The organism is Mycobacterium sp. E2733, from assembly GCF_001667585.1.
Lineage (GTDB): Bacteria > Actinomycetota > Actinomycetes > Mycobacteriales > Mycobacteriaceae > Mycobacterium.
Genome location: NZ_LZJZ01000100.1, coordinates 1 through 22,225 on the forward strand (window position 1 = coordinate 1; position 22,225 = coordinate 22,225).

General features: G+C 70.2%; 21 protein-coding genes. 8 read left to right on the forward strand and 13 right to left on the reverse strand.

Annotated features, from left to right (window positions below; all coding sequences use genetic code 11):
- Window positions 1–227: 227 nt before the first annotated feature.
- Together A5678_RS18135 and A5678_RS18140 are read right to left on the reverse strand one after the other, a co-directional pair.
- Window positions 228–1,283 (reverse strand): NAD(P)-dependent oxidoreductase, encoded by a 1,056-nt coding sequence (locus A5678_RS18135; RefSeq protein WP_068044809.1) that lies wholly within the window; start codon window positions 1,281–1,283, stop codon window positions 228–230.
- Window positions 1,280–2,056, reverse strand: a complete 777-nt coding sequence (locus A5678_RS18140) for an S-methyl-5'-thioadenosine phosphorylase (RefSeq protein WP_068044811.1) — start codon at window positions 2,054–2,056, stop codon at window positions 1,280–1,282. Before A5678_RS18140 ends, A5678_RS18135 begins: the two co-directional genes overlap by 4 nt.
- Before the next feature lie 74 nt (window positions 2,057–2,130).
- Between A5678_RS18140 and A5678_RS18145 the strand changes: the two genes are divergently transcribed.
- Window positions 2,131–3,003 carry a 1,4-dihydroxy-2-naphthoate polyprenyltransferase gene (locus A5678_RS18145; RefSeq protein ID WP_068044813.1) on the forward strand — a complete coding sequence of 291 codons (873 nt, stop codon included), beginning with the start codon at window positions 2,131–2,133 and terminating at the stop codon, window positions 3,001–3,003.
- A gap of 167 nt (window positions 3,004–3,170) precedes the next feature.
- A complete protein-coding gene (fabH, locus tag A5678_RS18150; RefSeq protein WP_068044816.1) occupies window positions 3,171–4,178 on the forward strand; it encodes a beta-ketoacyl-ACP synthase III in 1,008 nt (335 codons plus the stop codon).
- 6 nt (window positions 4,179–4,184) lie between these two features.
- On the opposite strand, the gene A5678_RS18155 is transcribed toward fabH, so the two are convergent.
- On the reverse strand, window positions 4,185–4,493 hold the full coding sequence (locus A5678_RS18155) for a DUF4229 domain-containing protein (protein ID WP_197502189.1): 309 nt from the start codon (window positions 4,491–4,493) through the stop codon (window positions 4,185–4,187).
- Window positions 4,494–4,589: 96 nt separating this feature from the next.
- Here A5678_RS18155 and A5678_RS27250 point away from each other — a divergent pair, with 96 nt between their 5' ends.
- Window positions 4,590–4,751, forward strand: coding sequence for a hypothetical protein (locus A5678_RS27250; RefSeq protein WP_156746972.1), 162 nt, complete (start codon window positions 4,590–4,592; stop codon window positions 4,749–4,751).
- A gap of 4 nt (window positions 4,752–4,755) precedes the next feature.
- Here A5678_RS27250 and A5678_RS18160 read toward each other — a convergent pair whose 3' ends face one another.
- The 8 genes from A5678_RS18160 to A5678_RS18195 form a co-directional block, all read right to left on the reverse strand.
- Window positions 4,756–5,985 (reverse strand): MinD/ParA family protein, encoded by a 1,230-nt coding sequence (locus A5678_RS18160; protein WP_231983711.1) that lies wholly within the window; start codon window positions 5,983–5,985, stop codon window positions 4,756–4,758.
- 95 nt (window positions 5,986–6,080) lie between these two features.
- Complete coding sequence (gene ccsB / locus A5678_RS18165; protein WP_068044817.1) at window positions 6,081–7,058, reverse strand: c-type cytochrome biogenesis protein CcsB; 978 nt, start codon at window positions 7,056–7,058, stop codon at window positions 6,081–6,083.
- A complete protein-coding gene (locus A5678_RS18170; protein ID WP_068044909.1) occupies window positions 7,055–8,635 on the reverse strand; it encodes a cytochrome c biogenesis protein ResB in 1,581 nt (526 codons plus the stop codon). The genes ccsB and A5678_RS18170 overlap by 4 nt, the downstream gene beginning before the upstream one ends.
- A gap of 122 nt (window positions 8,636–8,757) precedes the next feature.
- Window positions 8,758–9,537 (reverse strand): cytochrome c biogenesis CcdA family protein, encoded by a 780-nt coding sequence (locus A5678_RS18175; protein WP_068044819.1) that lies wholly within the window; start codon window positions 9,535–9,537, stop codon window positions 8,758–8,760.
- On the reverse strand, window positions 9,534–10,121 hold the full coding sequence (locus A5678_RS18180; RefSeq protein ID WP_068044820.1) for a TlpA disulfide reductase family protein: 588 nt from the start codon (window positions 10,119–10,121) through the stop codon (window positions 9,534–9,536). The genes A5678_RS18175 and A5678_RS18180 overlap by 4 nt, the downstream gene beginning before the upstream one ends.
- 2 nt (window positions 10,122–10,123) lie before the next feature.
- Window positions 10,124–10,729, reverse strand: coding sequence for a histidine phosphatase family protein (locus A5678_RS18185; protein ID WP_068044821.1), 606 nt, complete (start codon window positions 10,727–10,729; stop codon window positions 10,124–10,126).
- Window positions 10,729–12,060, reverse strand: a complete 1,332-nt coding sequence (hemL, locus tag A5678_RS18190) for a glutamate-1-semialdehyde 2,1-aminomutase (RefSeq protein ID WP_068044822.1) — start codon at window positions 12,058–12,060, stop codon at window positions 10,729–10,731. The genes A5678_RS18185 and hemL overlap by 1 nt, the downstream gene beginning before the upstream one ends.
- 51 nt (window positions 12,061–12,111) lie before the next feature.
- Entirely contained in the window at window positions 12,112–12,456 is a 345-nt protein-coding gene (locus tag A5678_RS18195; protein WP_068044824.1) for a hypothetical protein, read from the reverse strand.
- A 73-nt stretch (window positions 12,457–12,529) separates the two neighbouring features.
- On the opposite strand from A5678_RS18195, the gene A5678_RS18200 reads away from it, so the two are divergent.
- Window positions 12,530–12,922 carry a nitroreductase family deazaflavin-dependent oxidoreductase gene (locus A5678_RS18200; protein WP_068044825.1) on the forward strand — a complete coding sequence of 131 codons (393 nt, stop codon included), beginning with the start codon at window positions 12,530–12,532 and terminating at the stop codon, window positions 12,920–12,922.
- Window positions 12,923–12,988: 66 nt separating this feature from the next.
- On the opposite strand, the gene A5678_RS18205 is transcribed toward A5678_RS18200, so the two are convergent.
- Both A5678_RS18205 and A5678_RS18210 read right to left on the reverse strand, forming a co-directional pair.
- The gene (locus A5678_RS18205) at window positions 12,989–14,347 is read right to left on the reverse strand and encodes an amino acid permease (protein WP_068044828.1); all 1,359 of its coding nucleotides are present in this window, start codon (window positions 14,345–14,347) and stop codon (window positions 12,989–12,991) included.
- A 20-nt stretch (window positions 14,348–14,367) separates the two neighbouring features.
- A complete protein-coding gene (locus A5678_RS18210) occupies window positions 14,368–15,108 on the reverse strand; it encodes a class I SAM-dependent methyltransferase (RefSeq protein ID WP_156746973.1) in 741 nt (246 codons plus the stop codon).
- Between the two features lie 501 nt (window positions 15,109–15,609).
- Between A5678_RS18210 and A5678_RS18215 the strand changes: the two genes are divergently transcribed.
- From A5678_RS18215 to A5678_RS18230, 4 genes are all read left to right on the forward strand, one after another.
- Window positions 15,610–16,485 (forward strand): alpha/beta hydrolase family protein, encoded by an 876-nt coding sequence (locus A5678_RS18215; RefSeq protein WP_197502190.1) that lies wholly within the window; start codon window positions 15,610–15,612, stop codon window positions 16,483–16,485.
- Window positions 16,486–16,494: 9 nt separating this feature from the next.
- On the forward strand, window positions 16,495–18,654 hold the full coding sequence (locus tag A5678_RS18220; RefSeq protein ID WP_068044829.1) for an acyltransferase family protein: 2,160 nt from the start codon (window positions 16,495–16,497) through the stop codon (window positions 18,652–18,654).
- Window positions 18,651–18,836 carry a hypothetical protein gene (locus tag A5678_RS28015; protein ID WP_068044832.1) on the forward strand — a complete coding sequence of 62 codons (186 nt, stop codon included), beginning with the start codon at window positions 18,651–18,653 and terminating at the stop codon, window positions 18,834–18,836. The genes A5678_RS18220 and A5678_RS28015 overlap by 4 nt, the downstream gene beginning before the upstream one ends.
- Window positions 18,837–18,913: 77 nt before the next feature.
- Window positions 18,914–22,225, forward strand: a complete 3,312-nt coding sequence (locus A5678_RS18230; RefSeq protein ID WP_068044834.1) for a LuxR family transcriptional regulator — start codon at window positions 18,914–18,916, stop codon at window positions 22,223–22,225.

The window sequence follows — 22,225 nt, forward strand, 5'->3', positions numbered from 1 at the left end:
ATGCTTGCGCGGCCGGTACTTCTTTGGCCTGTTTATCGGTATGTTTCGGGGCCCGGAGTTGGTGCCCCGAGGGCGCGCGTCCCGGTGGGTCACGCAGCCCCGCCGTCGGCCACGGACACCACCCGCATCACCACCGGCCCACGGCTCTTCCGGGGCGACGACTCCGCGACGCGACAGATTCCGGTTCAGAAGCCCAAGATCTACCGGCCGCCGCAGGCTTAGGGCGATCAGCGCAGCGGGGCGAACGCGAACTCGCGCAGGCCCTCGGCCGGGTCGATTGCCGCGCGGAAGCCGAGCACCTCGGCCGCCCGGGACGGATCGGCGACGATGTGGCGCACGTCGCCGCTGCGGTATTGACCGGTGATCACCGGCGAGAGCGAACCGCCGCGCGCCTCGCACAGCGCGCCGGCCACCTGCAGGATGGAGACGGGCCGCCCCGAACAGACGTTGACCGCGGTGAAGCCGTCGACATCGGCAACCGCGGCGGCGAGGTTGGCGGCGGCCACGTCGTCGACGTGAACGAAGTCCCGCATCTGGCCGCCGTCCTCGAAAACCCTTGGCGGCTCGCCCCTTTCGAGTGACGACCGGAAGATGGCCGCCACCCCGGAATACGGGGTGTCGCGCGGCATCCCGGGGCCGTAGACGTTGTGGTAGCGCAACGCCACCACCGAGCCGCCATTCGAGCCGCCCTTCGAACCGCCCACCGCCTCCGTCCACGCCAGCGCGTAGTGCTCCTGCGCGGTCTTGCTGGCCGCGTACAGGCTGCGCGGCCGCAGCGCGGCGTCCTCGTCGACCAGGCGCCACTGCAGTTCCTCGCCCCCGATCGGGCAGCGGTGTTCGAAGACCCCGGCGTCGAGGTCTTCGCGCCGCCGCGGCAGCGGGTCCACGTCCCCGTGCTGCCCGCAGTGGTAACGGCCCTGTCCGTACACCACCATCGACGACGCCAGCACCAGGCGGCGCACCCCGGCGGCGAACATCTGCGCCAGCAGCACCGTGGTGGCGAAATCGTTGTGGCCGCCGTAGGCAGGCGCGTCGGCGGCGTCCACACCGGCGCCGACCATCGCCGCCTGATGGCAGACCAGGTCCACCCCGTCCAGCAGGGGCGCCAGGGCGTCGGCGTCGCGGACGTCGACGCGGTGACATCCCTGCGGCAGCACCGGGTTCTGGCCGTGCGCCGCCGGCAGCATGGCGTCGACGCCGACCACTTCGTGACCTGCCGCCCACAGCGCCGCGGCGACCCGCGAACCGATGAAACCGGCCGCCCCGGTGAGCAACACCCTCACGGCAGATCGACGGGGAGCGTGACGCCGGTGTGCGGCAGGCAGTGTGTGCAGTTGCGTTCGTCGGCGACACGGCCGATGGCCTCGCGCACCAGCTCTTTGAACGGCCCGATGTTCTTCTCGAATTCGGCGAACACCTCGACGGTCGTCACGCCCTCGCCGGCCACCACACCGGCGTCCAGGTCGGTGACCAAAGCGATTGTGGCATAGCACATCTCGAGTTCCCGGGCGAGTACCGCCTCCGGGTAGCCGGTCATGTTGACCAGTGAGAACCCGGCGGAGGCGAACCACTGGCTTTCCGCACGCGTGGAAAACCGGGGCCCCTGGATCACCACCATGGTGCCGCCGTCGACCACGCCGGGCAGGCCGGCGACCGCGGCGCGCAGGGTGGGGCAGTACGGGTCGGCGAAGTCGACATGGATGCCGCCGGAGTCGAAGTATGTGTCGGGCCGGCCGCTGGTGCGGTCCACCAGCTGATCGGGCACCACCACCGCGCCCGGCCCGTTGTTGAAGTTCAGGCTGCCGACCGCGCACGGGCCGAAGACGCGTCGCACCCCGAGCTTGCGCAGCGCCCACATGTTGGCCCGGTACGGCACGGTGTGCGCCGAGAACTGGTGCGTGGCCCCGTGCCGGGGCAGGAACGCGACCTCGTGGCCCCCGACGGCACCGACCGTCACCGGGGCGCTGGGCGGGCCGTACGGTGTGTCGACGTCGACGGCGCGGGTGTCGGACTCGAAGAAGGTGTAAAAGCCGCTGCCGCCGATGACTCCGAGCATTCGCCCATTGTGGTGCATGGCCCCACGCCGATCGCGGGTGCGGGGGCGCGCCGGCCTCCTGGCAGGATGCGTGCGTGGCCAATTTCGGGCAGTGGATCTCCGGTGCACGGCCGCGGACGCTGCCCAACGCGGTGGCGCCGGTGGTCGCGGGCACCGGCGCGGCGGCGTGGCTGGGATCCGCCGTGTGGTGGAAGGCGTTGCTCGCGCTGGCCGTCGCGGTCGCGCTGACCGTCGGCGTCAACTACGCCAACGACTACTCCGACGGCATCCGCGGCACCGACGACGACCGGGCCGGGCCGGTGCGCCTGGTGGGCTCGCGGCTGGCCTCCCCCCGCTCGGTGCTGACCGCCGCGGTGGCGAGCCTGGCGATCGGGGCGGCGGCCGGCCTGGTGCTGGCGCTCGTCAGCGCGCCGTGGCTGATCGCGGTGGGCGCGGTGTGCATCGCCGGCGCGTGGCTGTACACGGGCGGCTCGAAACCCTACGGCTACGCCGGTTTTGGCGAGGTCGCGGTGTTCGTGTTCTTCGGCCTGGTGGCCGTCCTCGGCACCGAGTACACGCAGGCGCTGCGGGTGGACTGGGTCGGCCTGGCGCTGGCGGTGTCGATCGGGGCGCTGTCGTCGTCGGTGCTGGTGGCCAACAACCTGCGGGACATTCCGACCGACGCGCAGTCGGGGAAGATCACCCTGGCCGTCCGGCTGGGCGACGCGCGCACCCGCGTCCTGTACCAGACGCTGCTGGCGACCGCCGGGGTGTTGACCCTGGTGCTGATGGCGGCGACGCCGTGGTGCGCTGTGGGATTCGGTGCGACACCGCTGGCGCTGCGCGCGGCGGGTCCGGTGCGGTCGGGACGCGGCGGCCCGGAGTTGATTCCCGTGCTGCGGGATACCGGGTTGGCCATGGTCGCCTGGGCGATCGCGGTGTCCGCGGCCCTGGCGCTGGCCGGCTGATCGACCGTGCGCCCGCGGCGTTGACTGTGCACCGGTGGCGCGGTTTTACGGCGTGTCGCCGCCGTAAATGCACACTCGAGTGAAATGGCGCGACCGGATCCGATAACAATGAGGGACCGGCGTCGGGACCGATGGCCGTTCACAGCGAGCACCGATCGGGGACAGCAGTGAAGCAGATCGCCGCGACCAGTGGACCGAAGAACATCGGCATGCTCAGCGTCGGGGCATACCGCCCCGAACGGGTGGTCACCAACGACGAGATCTGCGAGAACATCGAGTCTTCCGATGAATGGATCTTCTCCCGCACCGGGATCAAGACCCGCCGGTTCGCCGCCCGCGACGAATCCGCCGCATCCATGGCCACTGAGGCCGGGCGGCAGGCGATCGCGAACGCCGCGCTGACGCCCTCCGACATCGACTGCGTGATCGTCGCGACGAGCACGCATTTTCTGCAGACCCCGGCCTGCGCCCCGGCCGTCGCCGCGGCGCTGGGTGCCACCGGCGTGCCCGCGTTCGACGTCTCGGCGGGCTGCGCCGGCTTCGGCTACGCGCTCGGCGTCGCGGCGGACATGATCCGCGGCGGGACCGCCGCCAAGGTGCTGGTCCTCGGTTCGGAGAAGCTGTCGCCCACCGTCGACATGCAGGACCGCACCAACTGCTTCATCTTCGCCGACGGCGCGGCGGGCGTGGTGGTCGGCGAGACGCCCGATCAGGGCATCGGGCCGACCGTCTGGGGCAGTGACGGCGAGCAGGCCCTGGCGATACGCCAGGACATCGACTGGATCGACTACATGGACAGCCCGACGGGCCCCCGCCCCTTCCTGCGGCTGGAGGGCAGCGCGGTGTTCCGCTGGGCGGCGTTCGAGATGGGCAAGGTCGGCCGGCAGGCGATGGACGCGGCGGGCGTCAGGCCCGACGAGATCGACGTGTTCGTGCCGCACCAGGCCAACAGCCGCATCAACGAGGTTTTGGCCAAGAGCCTCGAGCTGCGGCCTGACGCCGTCGTCGCCAACGACATCGAGCACACCGGGAACACCTCGGCGGCGTCCATCCCCCTGGCGATGGCCGAGCTGCTGGCAACCGGGGCGGCCAAGCCGGGCGACCTCGCCCTGCTGATCGGTTACGGCGCGGGCCTCAGTTACGCCGCGCAGGTCGTCCGGATGCCCAACTTCTGAACGCTCTCACGCGTCGTCGGTCGGCGCCTCGCCCTGCAACCGCGCCCGCAATTGCTCGCGCTCCCGCCGCCGGCGTTCACCGGCGATCGCCAGCGAGGCGGTAGCGCGCCGGCGCAGCGGGCCGAACAGCCAAATGCCCAGGGGCATGGCGATGATGAGAGCGAACAACGCGGCGACGACGATGGGGAACTGGCTGACTCCCATCAGGCGCGCCACCCCGTAGATCGCGGCGGCGAGCGCCACCGCCAGCAGCAGCCGCGCCGCCGCGTAGAGCAGAACGTCGACGACCGCCCGATGGCCGGCGCGTTGTGGCACGCCCTCGTCCACGCCGTCCCCGGTGCTGTTGCCGCCAGCTCCTTCTGACACAGGGAGAGCCTACGACGCGGGTATATTCGACCAAGGAGGTGTTGAGTGCTCTACCTGCTGCTCGTCCTGATGTTGGGGACGCTGATCTACGTTGGCTGGCGGACGGCTCGGTCCCAAGCCAACCGGCCGAAGACGCGCGTTATCGGACCCGACGACGACCCAGACTTCTTACGACGGTTAGGGCACGGGGACAACAACCCGCGTTAAGGCGCTACGCGACCCCGGGGTTGCGCGGGTCGCCCGGGAACCCGTCGGCGACAATAGCGGCCAGCTCGGTGAGCGCCTCACGGGTCGACCGCTTCAGCCGGTCCAGTTCGATCTCGGCGCCCTCCTCGAGGTGCGGGTCGAACGGCACTATCTGGACCGCACGGCAGCGGCGGGAGAAGTGGTCGACCACCTTGTTCATGTCGACCTTGCCCGTTCGCGAGCGCACCCCGTTGATGACCGCGATCGAGTTGCGGACCATCTCCTCATGGCCGTGGGCGTCCAACCAGTCCAGCGTCGCCGACGCGCTGCGCGCCCCGTCGATGGATCCCGAGCTGACCACGACGAGAACGTCGGCCTTCTCCAGCACCGCGGACATCACCGAATGCAGCAGTCCCGGGCCGCAGTCGGTGAGCACCAAGCCGTAGAACCGCTCCAGGACGTCCAAGACCCGGGTGTAGTCGGCGGCGGCGAACGCCTCCGAGATGGCCGGGTCGGTTTCCGACGCCAGCACTTCCAGCCCGCTCGGGCCCTTCGAGGTGTAGCGGCGGACATCGCTGTAGCGCTCGATGGTGCCGGCGTCGTGCAGCAGCTGGCGCACGGTCGCCGCCGTCTCCAGCGGGATCTTCTGGCTCAGGGTGCCGCGGTCCGGGTTGGCGTCGACCGCCACCACCCGGTCGCCGCGGATGGAGGCGAAGGTGGCGCCCATGGTCGCGGCGATGGTCGTCTTGCCGACGCCGCCCTTGAGCGACACCAGCGCGATCCGGTAGCACCCGCGCAACGGCCGGTTCACCTGCGCGACCAGGTTGTTGTAGCGGGCGGCCCGCGGGCCCTCACCCAGGTTGATCAGGTGGCCGGACAGGTCGTAGAGCAGCCGGCGCCAGCCCTCGGAGGGCGGCGGCTTGACGGGCCGCAGCAACATGCCGGTGGACAGCTCCGGGTACGGCGTGTGCGGCAGCGACTCGGGTCGCGCCGGCGCCTGCGGGGGCGGCGCGTCGGCCGGGCCGTTGTAGTAGGCGCCGTAAGCGGTCGGGTCGACCCGCGCGATGCCGGTCACCGGGGTGGCGTCCCACGGCGGCATCCCCGCGGGCCTGGGCGTGGTGGGCGGCGCCGCCTCGCGCCGCTCCGGTCCGGCGACCCGCCGCTCGGTGCGGAATCCGGCGAAGGCGCGGGTTGGCGCTTCACCGCCGTCGGCCGCCGATTCGTCAGCGTTGGCGGAGAGTTCCTGCGGAGGCAATTGCGTGGTCGGTTGATCGGGCACCCCCACGCCCGTCGTTGGATGGTCGGACACGTGCACTCCCCCTTAGTTTCACTTGGGTCGGTCGCTGGCGGTCACCCCACGCCCGCATACGAATGCAGGCCCACAGTGACCAGGTTAACGAAGAACAGATTGAAGACCATGGCCACGAACCCCGCGACGTTGATCCAGGCCGCCTTCCTGTCCCGCCATCCCGCCGTCGACCTGGCGTGCAGGTACGCGGCGTAGATCACCCACGCGACGAAGGACACGGTCTCCTTGGGGTCCCAGCCCCAATACCGGCCCCAGGCCTCCTCCGCCCAGATCGCACCGAAGATGACCCCGAAGCCGAACACCGGGAAGGCGAAGATCGTGGTGCGGTAGGCGACCCGGTCCAAAGTCTGCGCGTCGGGAAACTGCCGCACCATCCGGGCCAGCGCGCCCCGGGTGTCAGGATCACTGAGCCCCGACGTGCGCAGCAGGAACAGAATGCTCGCGATGCCGGCGACCATGAAGACCCCGGAGCCCAGGCTGACCACCGACACGTGGATGGGCAGCCAGTAGGACTGCAGCGCGGGCATCACCGGCGCGGCGTTGGTGTACAGCCAGCGGCCGGACACCGTGAGCAGGATCAGCACCGGCACCAGCAGGAAAACCCACAGCGGGCGGTATTGCGGGCGGCGCAGCACGAAGGCCCCGGCGAGCAGGCCGCACATGCAGGTCAGGTTGATGAACTCGTACATGTTGCCCCACGGCACCCGCAGGGTGGCCAGGCCGCGCAGCACGATGCAGGCGAGCAGCAGCCCGATGCCGAGGTAGACGACGGCCAGCCCGGCCCGCCCGACGCGTTCGTCCAGCGGCCGCCCGGGGGCGTCCTCCACGATGCCCGGGGTGAAGCCGTCGGACGACACCGCGCCGACCAGCATCTGCTCGCGCCGGTCGACGCGGCGGCCGCCGGCATACGCCAGCTCGAAGGCCAACAGCAGCAACGCGATCACCAGCGCCACCACGGCAGACGTGAACGCCCAGTCGGAGTACCGCGCCAACCCGATGTTGACGTGCACCGTGTTCATTTGACGTCCACCTGAGAACTCCTTCTGGACGCGGGGGGCGTCACCACGCCGGGCTCGCCCAGGCCGTTGAGCACCCGCTCGGTCAACCGCTCGAACTCGTCGCCCCACCCGGAGTTGTCGGTGCGCGCCAGCCCGCCCAGTTCGACGTTCACGGTACCGCCCGCCTCGCCACCAGCCACAGTGAGCCTGACCCACACCCGGCGCCGGCGCACCAGCAGCGATACCACCAGGCCGGCCATCATCGTGATGGCGAAGACCAGCACCCAGGCCTGCCCCGGGTCGTGGGAGACCTGCAGGTTGACGAACGGCACGGCGCCGTCGAAGCGGACGACGGTGCCTGCCGCCGGTCCCGCTTCGATCCGCACTTCCTGTCCGGCGCGCAGGTTGACGCGCTTTTCCTTGGTCAGCCGGCCCTGCTGGATCAGCCGCGGGTCGAGTGTGAACAGCGATTGCGGCCGCCCGGTGTCCAGGCCGGTGTCGCCGCGGTAGATGTCGACGGCCACCGCGGGGGCGTTCAGGGCCGGGAAGCGCGACGACAGGAGCGTGCCGTCGAGCTGCTCGGTCGGCGCCAGCAGGCCCTGGATCGCGATCTCGTGCTGGCGGCGCTCGGCGGCGCCCGGGTAGCTGCCGGCGGGCGGGTCGACGCGCACCACCCCGGACGAGAGCAGCGTCTGCGGGTTGTCGGGGCGCCATTGCACGGTCGAGGTGCGGGTCTGCCCGTCCGGGAACGTCACCGTGAAGGTGGGCGCGTAGCCGTGGCCCTGCAGGTACACCCGGTCGCCGCCGACCCGCAGCGGGTGGTTGACCTCCAGCAGGTAGTGCCGCCAGCTGTTGGCCGCCAGATCATGCCCGGCCTGGTAATCGATGTCGGCGGCGAACGAGGTGGCCTGCCCGGACGGCAGGTAGTGCGCCTGAAAGTCGTTGACGCGTATGCAGATGGGGTTGAGCGACGTGCCGTCCACGGTGTTGCCGGCGCGGAACGAATCGAACGCCGCCGGCGAGGCCGAGCAGAAGCCGGGGCCGGAGTCGGCGATGACGATGACGTTGCCCTCGTAGCCGAACAGCTTGCCGACGGCCACCGCAACCAGCAGGCCCAGCAACGAAAAGTGGAAGGCGATGTTGCCGAACTCGCGCAGATAGCCCTTTTCGGCGGACACCTCGACGGCTTCGCCTTCATGCCGGATGGCGGTGCGCCAGCCGCGCAGCCGGCCGGTGATCTCGTTGGCCAAAGCGTTCAGCTCGTCGGCCTCGGCATCGACCCGGGCGCTGGCGTGCTTGGGCAGCCGGACCAGGTTGCGCGGGGCGGCCACCGGGGTGGCGCGCAGGCTGCGGGCGTGCTCGATCATGCGCGGGGTCAGGCAACCGACCAGCGAGACGAACAGCAGGACGTAGACGGCGGTGAACCAGAAGCTGGAGAACACGTTGAACGCCTGCAGCCGGTCCAGCCACGGGCCGATGACCGGGTGGGCCTTGAGGTAGTCGTCGACCTTGCCGGCGTTGAGGCTGCGCTGGGGCAGCAGCGCCCCGGGGATCGCTCCCAGCGCGAGCAGGAAAAGCAGCACCAGCGCGGTGCCCATCGACGTCAGCGCGCGCCAGGTGTTGCGGGCCCGGGCGCCAAGTGCCGCGAGCAGACGCAAAATCGCACTCGGACGGGCCTTTTCGTGCGATTTTGCGTCTGCTCGCGGCTCTACGGGGGCGCTCAAATCGGCAGCCTCACGTCGGACACGAAGGCGTCGCGCAGCCAGGAGATGAAGTCGTTCCACACGCCGCTGACCAGCAGCACGCCGACAGTGATGAGCAGCGCGCCGCCGAAGATCTGGATGGCCCGGGTGTGGCGCCGCAGCCAGCCCAACGCCCCGACCGCGCCGGCCGAGCCGAATGCCAGTAAGACGAACGGGATGCCCAGCCCCAGGCAGTACGCGATCACCAGCGTGATCCCGCGGGCCACGCTCGCGCCGTCGGTGGCCGAGGCCACGGTGATCACGCCGGCCAGCGTCGGCCCCAGGCACGGCGTCCAGCCCAGTGCGAACACGGCGCCCAGCAGCGGCGCCCCGGCGACCGTCGTCAGCTGCCGCGGGCTGAACCGGGCCTGGCGCTGCAGGGCCGGGATCAGGCCGACGAAGACCAGCCCCATGATGATCGTCAGCACGCCACCGGCCCGCTGCAGCAGCAGCTGGTTGGTGATCAGGGCGGTCGTCATGCCCAGAACCGCGACGGTGCCGAGCACGAACACCGTGGTGAACCCGGCGACGAACAGCGCCGCCGAGCCCGCGACCCTCCACCGCGCCGACGGTGGCGCCTTGACCTGGCCCGGCAGCGGCTGCTCGTCGACACCGACGACGGCCGCCAGGTACGACAGGTAGCCGGGTACCAGCGGCACCACGCAGGGCGAGGCGAACGACACCAACCCCGCCAGCAGGCACGCGCCGAGGGCCACCAGGAGCGGTCCGGCGGCGGCGATCTGGGTGAACCCGGTCACTCTTGGGCCACCTTCTGCACCAGGGGCTGCAGGTCGGCCGCCAGCAGCTCGCGCAGGAATACCGCCGCGACCCGATGCTGACGGTCCAGGACGAGCGTGGACGGGATCACAGTCGTCGGGTACTTGCCGCCGAACGCGATCAGCGTGCGCATGGCCGGGTCGTAGATGGAGGGGAAGGTGACGTGGCGGTCGTTGACGAAATCCAGCGCCGCCTGCCGGTTGCTGTCGCGCACGTCGATGCCGAGAAACGACACCCCCTTGTCGCGGGTGGCGTCGTACACCTGCTGCAGTTGGCTCACCTCGGCCCGGCACGGACCACACCACTGCCCCCAGATGTTGATGACGACGACGCGGCCGGCGAAGATCGGATCGTCCAGCGACAGTGGGTGCGCCGGGTCCGCCAGGTCCGGCCCGGACAGCGGGCCGGGGTGGCCGCGGCTGGACGGCGGGTTGTAGTAGATGTCGGTCTTCCCGCCGGGCGAGACGAATTCGAAGGTGCCGCCCTGAGCTACCGCGTCGCGACCGGACGAACAGCCGACGACCAGGGTCGTCAGTACGACCCCGGCCATCGCCAGTCGCCACATGCTCAGCGCGCCGGCTCCTGGTACTCGACGTCGACCAGCCGGTCGCCCTCGTACACCAGCGTGGTGATCGAGCACAGCCCGCACTCGCGGCGCCGCGGGTCGTGCCACAGCCGCTGGCCGGTCAGGTGCAGCCGCAGCGTCCAGACCGGCAGCTGATGGCTGACGCACACCACCTCGCTGCCGGCCCCGCGGGCGCGGGCCTTGTCCACCGCGGTCGTCATCCGCGCCGCGATCTCGGCGTACGGCTCGCCCCATGAGGGGGTGAACGGATTGCGCAGGCGCCACCAGACCCGCGGGTCGCGCCAGGCGCCGTCGCCCGGGCCGACGCGGCGACCCTCGAAGAAGTTCGCCGATTCGATCAGGTCGTGGTCGGTGTCCACGGCGACGTCGTGCTTGGCGGCGATGGCAGCGGCGGTTTCCTGCGCCCGCTGCAGCGGGGAGGCGATGACCGCGACGACGTCGCGGCCGGACAGCGCATCGGCGACCGTGGCCGCCTGCTCACGGCCCCGGTCGGACAGGTGGAATCCGGGCAGCCGGCCGTAGAGGACGCCGCTGGGGTTGTACACCTCGCCGTGGCGCACGACGTGCACCCGGGTTTGCTCGGCCATCAGGGCTTGTCCTCCTGGGCGGCCGCGCGGGCCGCGTCGGGCAGGGCTTCGGCGATCCGGTCGAACGCCGCGTCGTCCAGCGCCGCCGAGACGAACCAGGCCTCGAACGCGCTGCACGGCGGGTAGACGCCCGCGTCCAGCAGGGCGTGAAAGAACGGCGGATAGCGCCACGTCTGGCTGGCCCGCGCGGACGCGAAGTCGGTCACCGGGGCGTCGCCGAAGAACACGCTGAGCATGTTGCCGGCCCGCGAAAGCTGGTGCGGCACAGCGGCGTTCGTCAACGCCTCGGAGAGCAGGCCCGCCAGCCGGTCGGCGTTGGCGTCCAGCGCGGCGTAGACCGCGGCGTCGGCGGCCCGCAGGGTCGCCAACCCCGCGGCCACCGCGACCGGATTGCCGGACAACGTGCCGGCCTGATACACCGGCCCCAGCGGCGCCAGCCGCTCCATCACCTCGGCGCGCCCGCCGAACGCGGCCGCTGGCAAGCCACCGCTCATCACCTTGCCGAACGTGAACAGGTCGGCCGCGACGGGATCGATTCCGTACCAACCACTTCGGCTGACCCGGAACCCGGTCATCACCTCGTCGACGATCAGCAGCGCGCCGTGCTCGGCGGTGATCGTGCGCAGCCCGGCGTTGTATCCGGCCGCGGGTGGGACCACGCCCATGTTGCCCGGGCTGGCTTCGGTGATCACCGCGGCGATCTGGTCGCCGAACTCGGCGAAGGCTCCGCGTACGGCGTCGATGTCGTTGTACGGCAACACGATCGTGTCGGCCGCCGCCGCCCCGGTGACACCCGGCGAGGACGGCAGGCCCAGCGTCGCCACCCCGGAGCCGGCGTCGGCGAGCAGCGCGTCCACGTGGCCGTGGTAGCAGCCGGAGAATTTGACGATCTTGGGCCTGCCGGTGAACCCGCGGGCCAGCCGGATCGCACTCATCGTGGCCTCGGTGCCGGAGTTGACCAGCCGGATCCGTTCGACCGGCGCCACCCGTCCGATGATCTCGCCGGCCAGCCGGCTCTCCGCCGGGGTGGGTGCGCCGAACGACAGGCCGGACGCGGCGGCCGTGGTGACGGCTTCGACGACGGCGGGGTGCGCGTGCCCGAGGATCATCGGGCCCCACGAACAGACCAGGTCGACGTAGCGATTGCCGTCGGCGTCGGTGAGCCAGCACCCGCGCGCCTCGGTGATGAAGCGCGGGGTCCCGCCCACCGCGGTGAACGCGCGCACCGGCGAGTTCACCCCGCCGGGGATGACGGCGCAGGCATCGGCGAACAGCCGGGCCGACACCGCCGTCGTCCCGGCGTGCGCGGTCGCCTGGTCACTGCTTCCCATGACAACCAGTGTCCCAGCCTCCGCGGCCGGTTCAACTACAGGGTGTAGCAGTCAGGCCTCTTCGTGGTGCTCGGCTTCCTGCGCGGCCTGAAAATTGCGGAGGGCGGCCTCGCGTTCTCTTTCCGCCGCGCGCCGATGCTCTTCGACGTCCCCGAGGCCCTCGGCGACCGCCAACTCGTGAATTTCGGCGGCCCGCTCGTGCGCGACGGCCGCTTCATAGTGACGATCTTGATCGCGGCGGTGCGCCTCCACGTCCCGCACGTGGGCATGCTTGGCGCGATCGGTCGCGCGCTCGACGTCCTCGGGGGTGATGGGCTTGCGCGCGGCGAGGTCCCGACCCCTGCGCAGCAGTTCCTCGGCGCGCTGGGCCGCTTCGTCACCTGGCGACTCGCCCATGTCAAGACAGTAGACCCGTTGGTACGGAGAAGTTGGGTTGATGCCAGGGGGCGGCGGCGAGTTGGATAGCGGTGTGCAGATGCCGCAGGGGCTCGCCCGGTTCAACCGTCACGTCACCAATCCGATTCAGCGGCTGTGGGCCGGCTGGCTGCCACCGTTCGCCATCGTCGAACACGTCGGCCGCCGCTCGGGCAAGCCGTACCGCACTCCGGTAAATGTGTTCAGCGCAGATGTCGACGGCAAGCCCGGGGTGGCGATCCTGCTGACCTACGGCCCGAACCGGGACTGGCTGAAAAACCTGACCGCCGCGGGAGGCGGGCGGATGCGCCGCAACGGCAAGAGCTTCGGCATCGCCGATCCGCGGGTGGTCACCAAGGCCGAGGCTGCCCAGCACGTGACACGGGGCAGGGCGGTGTTCGCCCGGCTGCCGTTCGAGCAGGCGGTGCTGCTGACGAAAACCGGCTGAGCCGACGGGGCGCCCCGCGTCACGCCCGTCGCGTCGATAGCGGGCGATAACGCTGATGCGCAAGTCTCAATCCACGGCGCGTACACCGACCCGGCCGCGGGCTCGGGCGGCGAAGTACAACCCGACCACCACCGCCCACGAAAGCAGGCTGAGCCACAGCTGGCTGCGCGCCGAGCGGTCGAACGCCATCTGCACCAGCACGGCGGTGATCCCGGCGAGGGTGAGGATGGACAACCCCGGGAAGAACCACATCTTCACCCGCAGCTTTTCCGCGGGGGTGCGGCGGCGCAGGACGATCTGCGACAGCGCGATCAGCCAGTAGACGAACAAGATGATGGCGCCCGACGAGTTGAGCAGGAAGAGGAACACGGTGTTGGGCGCGACGCGCGCCATGACGACGCAGCCGAAACCCACCGCCGAGGAACACAGGATGGCGATGTGCGGAACGCCACGTCCGCTCAGCCTGATCAACCGAATCGGCGCCTCGCCCCGGTCGGCGAGCACGAACAGCATGCGCGACGCGGTGTACAGCCCGGAGTTCAGGCACGACAGCACCGCGGTGAGCACCACGGCGTTCATCACCTGGTCGGCGCCGCGCAGCCCCAGGTGCTTCAGCGCGGCCACATACGGCGAGGCGCCGAGTTCCACTGAGTCCCAAGGCAATATGACCACCAGCAGGAAGACCGAACCGACGAAGAAGACACCGATCCGCGCGACCACCGATCTCGTCGCCTTCTGGACCGCGAGTTCGGGGTCCCGGCTTTCGGCGGCGGCCACGGTGACAATCTCGGCGCCGACCATCGAGAAGATCACCACCACTATCGCGGCGAAGACGGCCCCAACGCCCTTGGGAAAGAACCCACCGTGCGAGGTGAGGTTCGCCAGTCCCCCGGCATGGCCCGGCGCCAAACCCAGGATGAAGACCGTGCCCACCACGAGAAAGATCACGATGGTCGCGACTTTGATTCCGGCGAACCAGAATTCGAATTCGCCGAACGACGAGACCGAGAACAGGTTGGTCAGCGTCATCAAGACCATCAGGCACAGCGACAGCAGCCACAGCGGCGCGTGGAACCAGTAGTTGAGGACCTTCCCGCCCGCGACCGCCTCGAAGCCGACCACGATCACCCAGAAGTACCAGTACAGCCACGCGACCGAAAACCCCGCCCAGCCGCCCAGGGCCTTGGCCGCGTAATCGGCGAACGATCCGGTCGACGGGTCCGCGGCCGCCATTTCACCCAGCATGCGCATGACGAGGACGATCAGCAGCCCGCACAGCGCGTACGTCAGGAACGCCGCCGGGCCGGTGTCTTTGATCACCACGCCGGAGCCGACGAACAAACCGGCCCCGATGACGCCGCCGAGCGCGATCATGCTGAGCTGGCGCTGCGACAGCCCTTGGCGCAGTTGAGGAGTGCTAGCCATGCCGGCCTTGCCGCCGGTGTTCAGTCCAGGCGGGTGGCGACCACGGACCAAACCGGGAGGTGCACCCGGTGGTCTTCCAGCAGCGGGTCGATGACGCCGAGCCGGTGCACCAACGGCCGCATCCGCTGCAGAATCTCGCCCTGCTGCTCGGACGCGAACGTCTTCATGGCGTCGAATGTCTCCTTCAGAAAGCGGGCCTGGTAGGTCGTGCCGCCCAGGTAGTCGATGCGCCACCCGTTGGCACCGAAGACCCGCTCGAAATTGTCGGCGGGTATGGCCGTCCACTGCAGGCCGTTGACGTTGTGGGGGCTGAACTCGAACATGTACAGGCGCGCCCCCGGCTTGGTGGCCCGGTGCAGCGCCTGCGCGTACCGCGTCTGGATGACCCCGTCGTTGAGGAAGACGTGATAGAAGGCGCTGTCGACCACCGTGTCGAACCGGCCCTCGAACCCCTCCAGCTTGGTGGCGTCGGCCACCTGGAAATCGACCTGGACTCCGGCCCGCTCTGCATTGCGCTTGGCGCGCTCGATGGCCGACGGCGATTCGTCGATCCCTGTCGCCGAATACCCTTGTGCCGCAAAGTGAATGGCGTGATAACCGGGGCCCGTCCCCGGATCGAGCACCTCGCCGCGGATTCCCCCGTACGCCACCAACTGCTGCACCGCCGGCTGCGGACCGCCGATGTCCCAGGGGACCCGCCCGTCGAATGGTGCCGCTTCGTCGTACAGCCGCTCGAAACCGGCGACGTTCGCGTCAGTCATTGCCTTCTCGCTTCCTCGCGGCTCCCCGACGGGAACGACAATAGTGCGAAGGTAGCTCAGAGATGCAGGTCCTGGTCGCGGATCAGTGCCGTGGCGACCACGCTGATGACGGCCGTCGCAACCAAGTACCCGCACGCCAGGCATGGCGCGCCGCCGAGGGCCGCGATGAGCGTCGCTGCTCGTGCGGTTCGCCGCCGGTGACGACGTTGAGCAGCAGCCGGCCGCCCGAATGCCGCTGGACCCGGCCATCTGGGCGGCCAGGGTGGGGCTCAGCCAGGATGTATTACCTTGTGGCACAAGGGGATAGGTTCGGTCTTGCCGCGCAGGGCCGCGCCGGCAGGCGTCGCAATAAAGGCCGCAGCACTGCGCCGCAAGTCGCCCGCCAGACCCGCCATTTGGGACACCACAGGTAACCGGTTGGAGACCGATCGGTCACGCGAGATCACACAATGCTTCCATTTCGGCGTGGCTCGGGCGGGAATGCCGGGTCAGCGCGGCATTATTGCGATCATGCCTGACCTGACACGCCGGGCGGTGCTGAGGATGGGAGCCAGCACCGGCCTGGGAGCCGCTGGCGTGTTCGCCTTAAGCGCCCTGCTCGATCCGGTCAGGCCGCTAGCCGCGACGCTGCCGCAGGCTCCGGCCCCGTTCGAGCCGTCGGCGGCGAGCAGCAACCTCCCGACCAAGCTCACCGGTTCGTTCGTCTCCGCCGCCCGCGGGGGCGTGAAGACGAACTACGTGATCGCCTTGCCGCCCGGCCAAACCGGGATGCTGCGCCCCGTGATCGCGCTGCACGGCAAGGACGGCGACGCGAACATGATGCTCGACTGCGGTGTCGAGAGGGGCCTGGCCCAGCTGGTCAAGGAGGGCAAGCCGCCGTTCGCGGTGGTGGGCGTCGACGGTGGCAGCGACTCCTACTGGCACAAACGTGCCGACGGCACCGACGCCGGCGCGATGGTGCTCGACGAGCTGCTGCCGATGCTCTCCACGATGGGTTTCGACACCTCCCGGGTGGGCTTCATGGGGTGGTCGATGGGGGGCTACGGGGCGCTGCACCTGGGCGCCAAGCTGGGGCCGGCTCAAACCGCGGGGATCTGCGCGATCAGCCCGGCGTTGTACACCTCGTTCGCCGACAGCGCCCCCAAGGCGTTCGACAGCAATGACGACTTTACGCGGAACAGCGTGCTGGGTTTGCCGGCGTTGTCGCAGATTCCGCTGCGCGTGGATTGCGGCACCTTCGACCGGTTCTACTCGGCCACGCGGCAATTCGTGAACCAGCTGAAGACGCCGCCGGCGGGCAGCTTCTCGCTGGGCGGCCACGACATCGTCTACTGGCGGGCGCAATTGCCCGGCGAGCTTGCCTGGATGGCGTCCTAGCGGAGACCGATGACCGGCCGGCCGAACCAACTTCCCCCCCGCCCCGAGGAGCGGGCGGCGAAACAGACCGGATTTCGCCCCGACGTCGAGGGCTTGCGGGCCGTCGCGGTCATCGCGGTCGTCCTCTACCACGCGGGCATCCCGGGCGTCACCGGCGGCTACATCGGCGTGGACGTGTTCTTCGTCATCTCCGGGTTCCTCATCACCAGGATGCTGGTCCGCGAAGTGAGCACCACCAATACCGTTGCGCTGGGCCGCTTTTACGGGGCGCGCGCCCGCCGCCTGCTGCCGGCCGCGGCCGTCGTCGGCGTCATCACCGCCATCGGCGCGGCCGTCGTGCTGCCGCCGTTGCAGGCGCGCAGCGTGTTTGTCGACGGCATCGCCAGCGCCCTCTATGTCGGCAACTACCGGTTCGCCACCCAGGGCACCGACTACCTGACCGCGCACCTGGCGTCGCCGTTCCAGCACTACTGGTCGCTGGGCGTGGAGGAGCAGTTCTATCTGGTCTGGCCGGTCCTGATCATCGGCACGGCCTGGCTGGTGAGGCGCGTCCCGGCGCTGCGGGACTCTGCGGCGCGGGCGACACCGTATGCGATGGTCCTGGGATTGGTGGGGGCTTCGTCGTTGGCGGCGGCCGTCCTGTGGACCAGGACGTCGCCGCCCTGGGCATTCTTCTCGCTGCCGACCCGCGCCTGGGAACTCGCCGCGGGCGGCCTGGTGGCCCTGTCGATCCAGCACTGGCGGCACCTGTCGCTGCTGGCCGCGTCGATCGCCGGGTGGGGCGGCCTTGCGCTGATCGTGCTGACCTGCACGCAGCTGAACGCCCGGACCCCCTACCCCGGCACCGCCGCGCTGCTGCCCGTCCTGGGCACCGCGCTGGTCATCGGCGCCGGCAGCGTCACCCGCGGGCTGGGGGCCGGCCGGCTGCTGTGCCGGCCGCCGATGCGCGCAATGGGCCGGATCTCCTATTCCTGGTACCTGTGGCACTGGCCGGTGCTGCTGCTCATGCCGGCGCTGCTCGGCGAGCCGGCCGGCCTGCCGGCCAAGCTGACCGCGACGGCCGTCTCGGCGGGCCTGGCCGTGATCACCCTGCACCTGGTCGAAAACCCCGGCCGGTTCGCCGCCGCCCTGCGCCACTCGGCGAAGGCCAGCCTGGCCGTCGCGGGCGCCGCCAGCGCGGCCGCCGCGTGCGCCTGCGTGCTGCTGCTGAACGTGGTGCCGGTGCCGGCCGGTCATGGGGCGGCCGCCCCGCGGGTCAACATCGTCACGGTGCCGCCCAGCGGCGTCCCCAACCTCAGTGCGCAGGAAGCCGCGGTTCGTCAGGGCTTCGCGCAGGCCCGCGCGGCCGTCGCCGCATCGGCGAACCTGAAAGCCGTTCCCGCCAACCTGGATCCCTCACTTGCCGAAGCGCCCGCCGACAAGGCCGCCGTCTTCGTCAACGGATGCGTGCGCTCCTGGCGCGAGGTCGGGCAAAACGACTGCGCGACAGGCGATGTCGCGTCGCCGACGACCGTGGCGCTGGTCGGTGACTCGCACGCCGCCATGTGGGACCCGGCCTTCCAGCAGGTCGCCGAGCAGCGCCACTGGCGGTTGGAGACGCTGGCCAAGGTGACCTGCCCGCTGCAGGATCTGCACATCCTCAGCCCGTACCTGGGCCGCGAGTACACCGAGTGCGAGCAGTGGCGCGGCCAGATCATGGGCCGCGTGGCCGCCGAACACCCGCGCCTTGTCGTGGTGGACATGAGCCGGCGCTACGGCGCGGACTTCAGCTTCACCTCCTACGACCCGGCCTGGATCGACACCTTGGGCCGGACCGTGGCGCAATTGCGCAGCACCGGCGCGGCCGTACTGATTCTGGGACCCGCCCCCGATCCGCATTCCTCGGTGCCCGCCTGCCTTTCCGCCCACCTCGACGACGCCGGCGCCTGCGCGCCGTCGCGCTCCGCCGCGGTCGATGACGACGGCATCGCCGCCGAGCGGGCGGCAACCACGGGCGCCGGCGGTCAGTACGCCGATCTCACCGACTTGTTCTGCACCCCCGACCACTGCCCGATGATCGTCGGCAACACCCTGGTGTTCCGCGACGACAACCACGTGACGACCGAGTACGCGCAGTTGCTGGCGCCGGTGATGGGTGCGCTGGCAGATCGCGCCCTGGCGGGCTGGTGAGCGGTAATGAACTTCTGGTGGTCGACGAACGTCATATCAGCGAAGGGTTTTGGGAGGTTGAGGGGATGACTCCGCTGCTGCTGGCCTGCATTGCGGCCGCCGCTCCGATCGCCGGGTTCGGCTTGCTGAACTTGCAAGCCCGCCTGGAGCGATGGGACTACGAGCGGCACGCCGAGGACTGAACCCGGGTCGTAACTCCGCGTGGCGGCACCCCGGAGTTGCGCGCTTTTGCTGATGTTTTGCCGCTTACCGTCCCCGCATGCTGGCTAACATGATCGACATTGATTCGTCGGCGGACACCCCGCTGCTGGACTGGAGCGAGCAGAGCGTGAGCGAGCTGCCCACTGGGACCGTGACGTTGCTGCTTGCCGACGTGGAAGGCTCCACACGGCTGTGGGAGACCCAGTCCGACGCCATGACGACGGCGCTCGAGCAGCTGAACCAAACCGTGAACGATCTCGTCGCCGCCCATGGCGGGGTGCGGCCCGTCGAACAGGGTGAGGGCGACAGTTTCGTGGTCGCCTTCGCCCGCGCCAGCGACGCGGTCACCTGCGCGCTGAACCTTCAGCTGGCCGTGCCGCCGCCCATCCGGATCCGCATCGGCGTGCACACCGGTGAGGTGCAGCTGCGCGACGCCGGCAACTACGCCGGACCCACCATCAACCGCACGGCGCGGCTGCGCGACCTTGCCCACGGCGGGCAGACCGTGCTGTCCGGTGCCACCGAACCGCTGGTGCTCGACCGGTTACCGGCCGACGCCTGGCTGACCGATTTGGGCGCGCACCCGTTGCGCGACCTGCCGCGGCCCGAACGTGTCGTGCAACTCAATCATCCCGGCCTGACCAACGACTTCCCGCCGTTGCGAGGGGCGAATGACGTTGCCAATTCCCATCTTCCGACACAGTTGACCAGCTTCGTCGGCCGTGGCCCGCAGATCAGCGACATCGGACAGATCTTGCGGGACAACAGGTTGGTGACCCTGACCGGCGCGGGTGGCGTCGGCAAGACACGGTTGGCGGTGCAGGTCGCCGAGCAGGTTGCCGACGCGTTCCCGGCCGGGGCCTGGTTCGTCGACCTGGCTCCCGTCACCAATCCCCTCGTCGTGCCGGTCACCCTGGCGCGCACCCTGGGCCTTGCCGACCAGCCGGGCCGCTCCACCATGGAGACGGTGTCGAAGTTCGTCCGGGACCGGAAAATGCTGTTGGTACTGGACAATTGCGAGCACCTACTGGACGCCAGTGCGGCCCTGGCCGTGGCCCTGCTCGATGCGGGCCCGGGCGTCACCGTGCTGGCGACCAGCCGGGAGCCGATCGGCGTCGCCGGGGAACTGACCTGGCGCGTGCCGTCACTGTCGGTCGACGGCGAAGCCCTCGAATTGTTCGTCGACCGCGCCCGCCGGACCAGACCGGATTTCCAACCCACCGAGGCCAATTCGCCCGCCATCGCGGAGATCTGCCGGCGCCTGGACGGCATGCCGCTGGCGATCGAGCTGGCGGCCGCGCGGACCCGCACCCTGTCGCTGACCCAGATCGTCGACAGCCTTCATCACAACTTCCGCCTGCTGGCCGGCGGCGCGCGCAACGCGGTTCGCCGCCAGCAGACGCTGCGCGCTTCCATCGACTGGTCCCACGCCATGCTCACCGAGCCGGAACGCATCCTGTTTCGCCGACTGGCCGTGTTCATGGGCGGTTTCGACCTGGACGCCGCGCACGCCGTTGGAGCCGACGCCGGTGTGGAGCACTTCCAGCTCATCGACCTGCTCGGGCTGCTCGTCGACAAGTCGCTGATCGTCACCGAAGAAATCGACGGCATGATGCGCTACCGGCTGCTGGAGACCGTCCGCCAGTACGGGCTGGAAAAGCTGGCCGAGTCGGGCGAGGCCGAGGCCGTCCGGATCCGGCACCGCGATCACTACACCGCCGCCGCGGTGACGCTGGAATCGCGGATGCGCGGCGACGGGACGCCGTTGGTTCCGTGGGCCGAACTCGAGATGGCCAACCTGCGGGCGGCCCACGCGTGGAGCTGCGACGCCGGGGAATTCGAGCCGGCGTTGCAGCTCGTCTCGGCGCTGCAGCGGGTCTGGCTGACGCGCGCGCGGTTCCGCGAAGGCGTGGCCGGGTTCGACGCCGTCTTCGGCGACGCGCGTTATCGCGACGCCGATGTCGCGCCCGAGGTTTGGATACGCGCGGCGGCCGACGCGGGGCTGCTTGCGGTCTGGTACTCCGCTCCGGCCAGCCTTGAGCGTGCGGAAGAAGCCCTGGCCGCCGCCCACGAAGTCGAGGACAAGGCGCTCACCGTGCGAAGCCTGGTGACCTGCGCCATGCTGGCGTTCAACGACACCGAACGCGCACAGCCATATTTCGCCGAGGCGGCGGATCTTGCTCGCGCATCGGACGACCTCGCCGCGCTTTCGCAGCTACGCGCCTACCAGTGCTTCGTCTTCGCAGCCGCCGGCGACCCCATCGCCGCGCAGGCGGCCGGCGAGGAGGGGCGAGATTTGGCCGACATGCTCGGCGACAGCTTCATATCCCGCTACAGCCGGACGTTCCTCAGCAGCGCGCTGGCCCAGCGGGGCAAGCTGGCGGAGGCCGTCGCCGTGGCCCATTCGGTGGTCGAGGAGGCGCAGGCGGCCGGCGACCGCCTGATGGAAGCGTTCGGCCTGATCACCTCGGCGACCGCACTCGCCTTCGCCGGTTACGCGCCAGCAGCGCGCACCGCGGCCGAGGCCGCCCTGGAAGTCGGGGCCGCGCTGGGCGGTTTCCACGAGGACAGCGCGTACGCGGCCTTGGCCGGGGCCGCGCTGGCCGCGGGCGACGCCGCCGCGGCCAAGGAGGCCTGCGAGGCGGCGTGGCGGCACACCTATCCGCTGAAGGAGTTGCTCACCAGATGCGTGGTGCCGATGGCCGACGCGACCCTGGGCTGTGGCAACCCGGTCGGCGCCCGCCGCTGGGCGGACGACACGGTCGCGGTCGCGCCGGGATGTCAACAGATGCTGGCGCTGACTTCGCGCGCGCGGGTCGCCGTCGCCCAGGGCGAGCCGCAACAGGCCGAACGCGACCTGCACGACGCCGTCGCGGTCGCCGAGCGCACCGGCGGATATGTTTTCCTCCCGGACGCCCTCGAAGGCCTCGCGGCACTGGCCACCGACCCCGAGCACGCCGCAAGGCTGTTCGGGGCGGCCGAGGCTATCCGGCGGCGGCATGGCGAGGTGCGCTTCACAGCCTTTCAAGGGGACTACGACGCGTCGCTGGCGAAAACACGAGAAGCGTTGGACCCCAAAGATTTTGAAACGGCATGGGCCGATGGGAACGCACTGTCGACCGGCGAGGCCATCAGCTATGCTCAGCGGGGTCGCGGCGCACGCGGGCGACCGGCCAGCGGTTGGGAGTCGCTGACGCCCACCGAGCTCGACGTCGTCCGGCTCGTCGGCGAAGGACTGTCCAACAAAGACATTGCGGCGCGGCTGTTCGTCTCCCCGCGCACCGTCCAATCCCATCTGACGCACGTCTACACCAAACTCGCCGTGTCGTCGCGGGTGCAGCTCGCCCAGGAAGCGGCCCGACACAGCTAG

Excerpts from the sequence above, each read along its gene's own strand:
- A5678_RS18140 (WP_068044811.1), bottom strand. The coding sequence starts at position 2,056 with ATGCTCGGAGTCATCGGCGGCAGCGGCTTTTACACCTTCTTCGAGTCC.
- ccsB (WP_068044817.1), bottom strand. The coding sequence starts at position 7,058 with ATGAACACGGTGCACGTCAACATCGGGTTGGCGCGGTACTCCGACTGG.
- A5678_RS18170 (WP_068044909.1), bottom strand. The coding sequence starts at position 8,635 with ATGGGCACCGCGCTGGTGCTGCTTTTCCTGCTCGCGCTGGGAGCGATC.
- A5678_RS18180 (WP_068044820.1), bottom strand. The coding sequence starts at position 10,121 with ATGTGGCGACTGGCGATGGCCGGGGTCGTACTGACGACCCTGGTCGTC.
- A5678_RS18185 (WP_068044821.1), bottom strand. The coding sequence starts at position 10,729 with ATGGCCGAGCAAACCCGGGTGCACGTCGTGCGCCACGGCGAGGTGTAC.
- hemL (WP_068044822.1), bottom strand. The coding sequence starts at position 12,060 with ATGGGAAGCAGTGACCAGGCGACCGCGCACGCCGGGACGACGGCGGTG.
- A5678_RS18195 (WP_068044824.1), bottom strand. The coding sequence starts at position 12,456 with ATGGGCGAGTCGCCAGGTGACGAAGCGGCCCAGCGCGCCGAGGAACTG.
- A5678_RS18205 (WP_068044828.1), bottom strand. The coding sequence starts at position 14,347 with ATGGCTAGCACTCCTCAACTGCGCCAAGGGCTGTCGCAGCGCCAGCTC.
- A5678_RS18210 (WP_156746973.1), bottom strand. The coding sequence starts at position 15,108 with ATGACTGACGCGAACGTCGCCGGTTTCGAGCGGCTGTACGACGAAGCG.
- A5678_RS18220 (WP_068044829.1), top strand. The coding sequence starts at position 16,495 with ATGACCGGCCGGCCGAACCAACTTCCCCCCCGCCCCGAGGAGCGGGCG.
- A5678_RS18230 (WP_068044834.1), top strand. The coding sequence starts at position 18,914 with ATGCTGGCTAACATGATCGACATTGATTCGTCGGCGGACACCCCGCTG.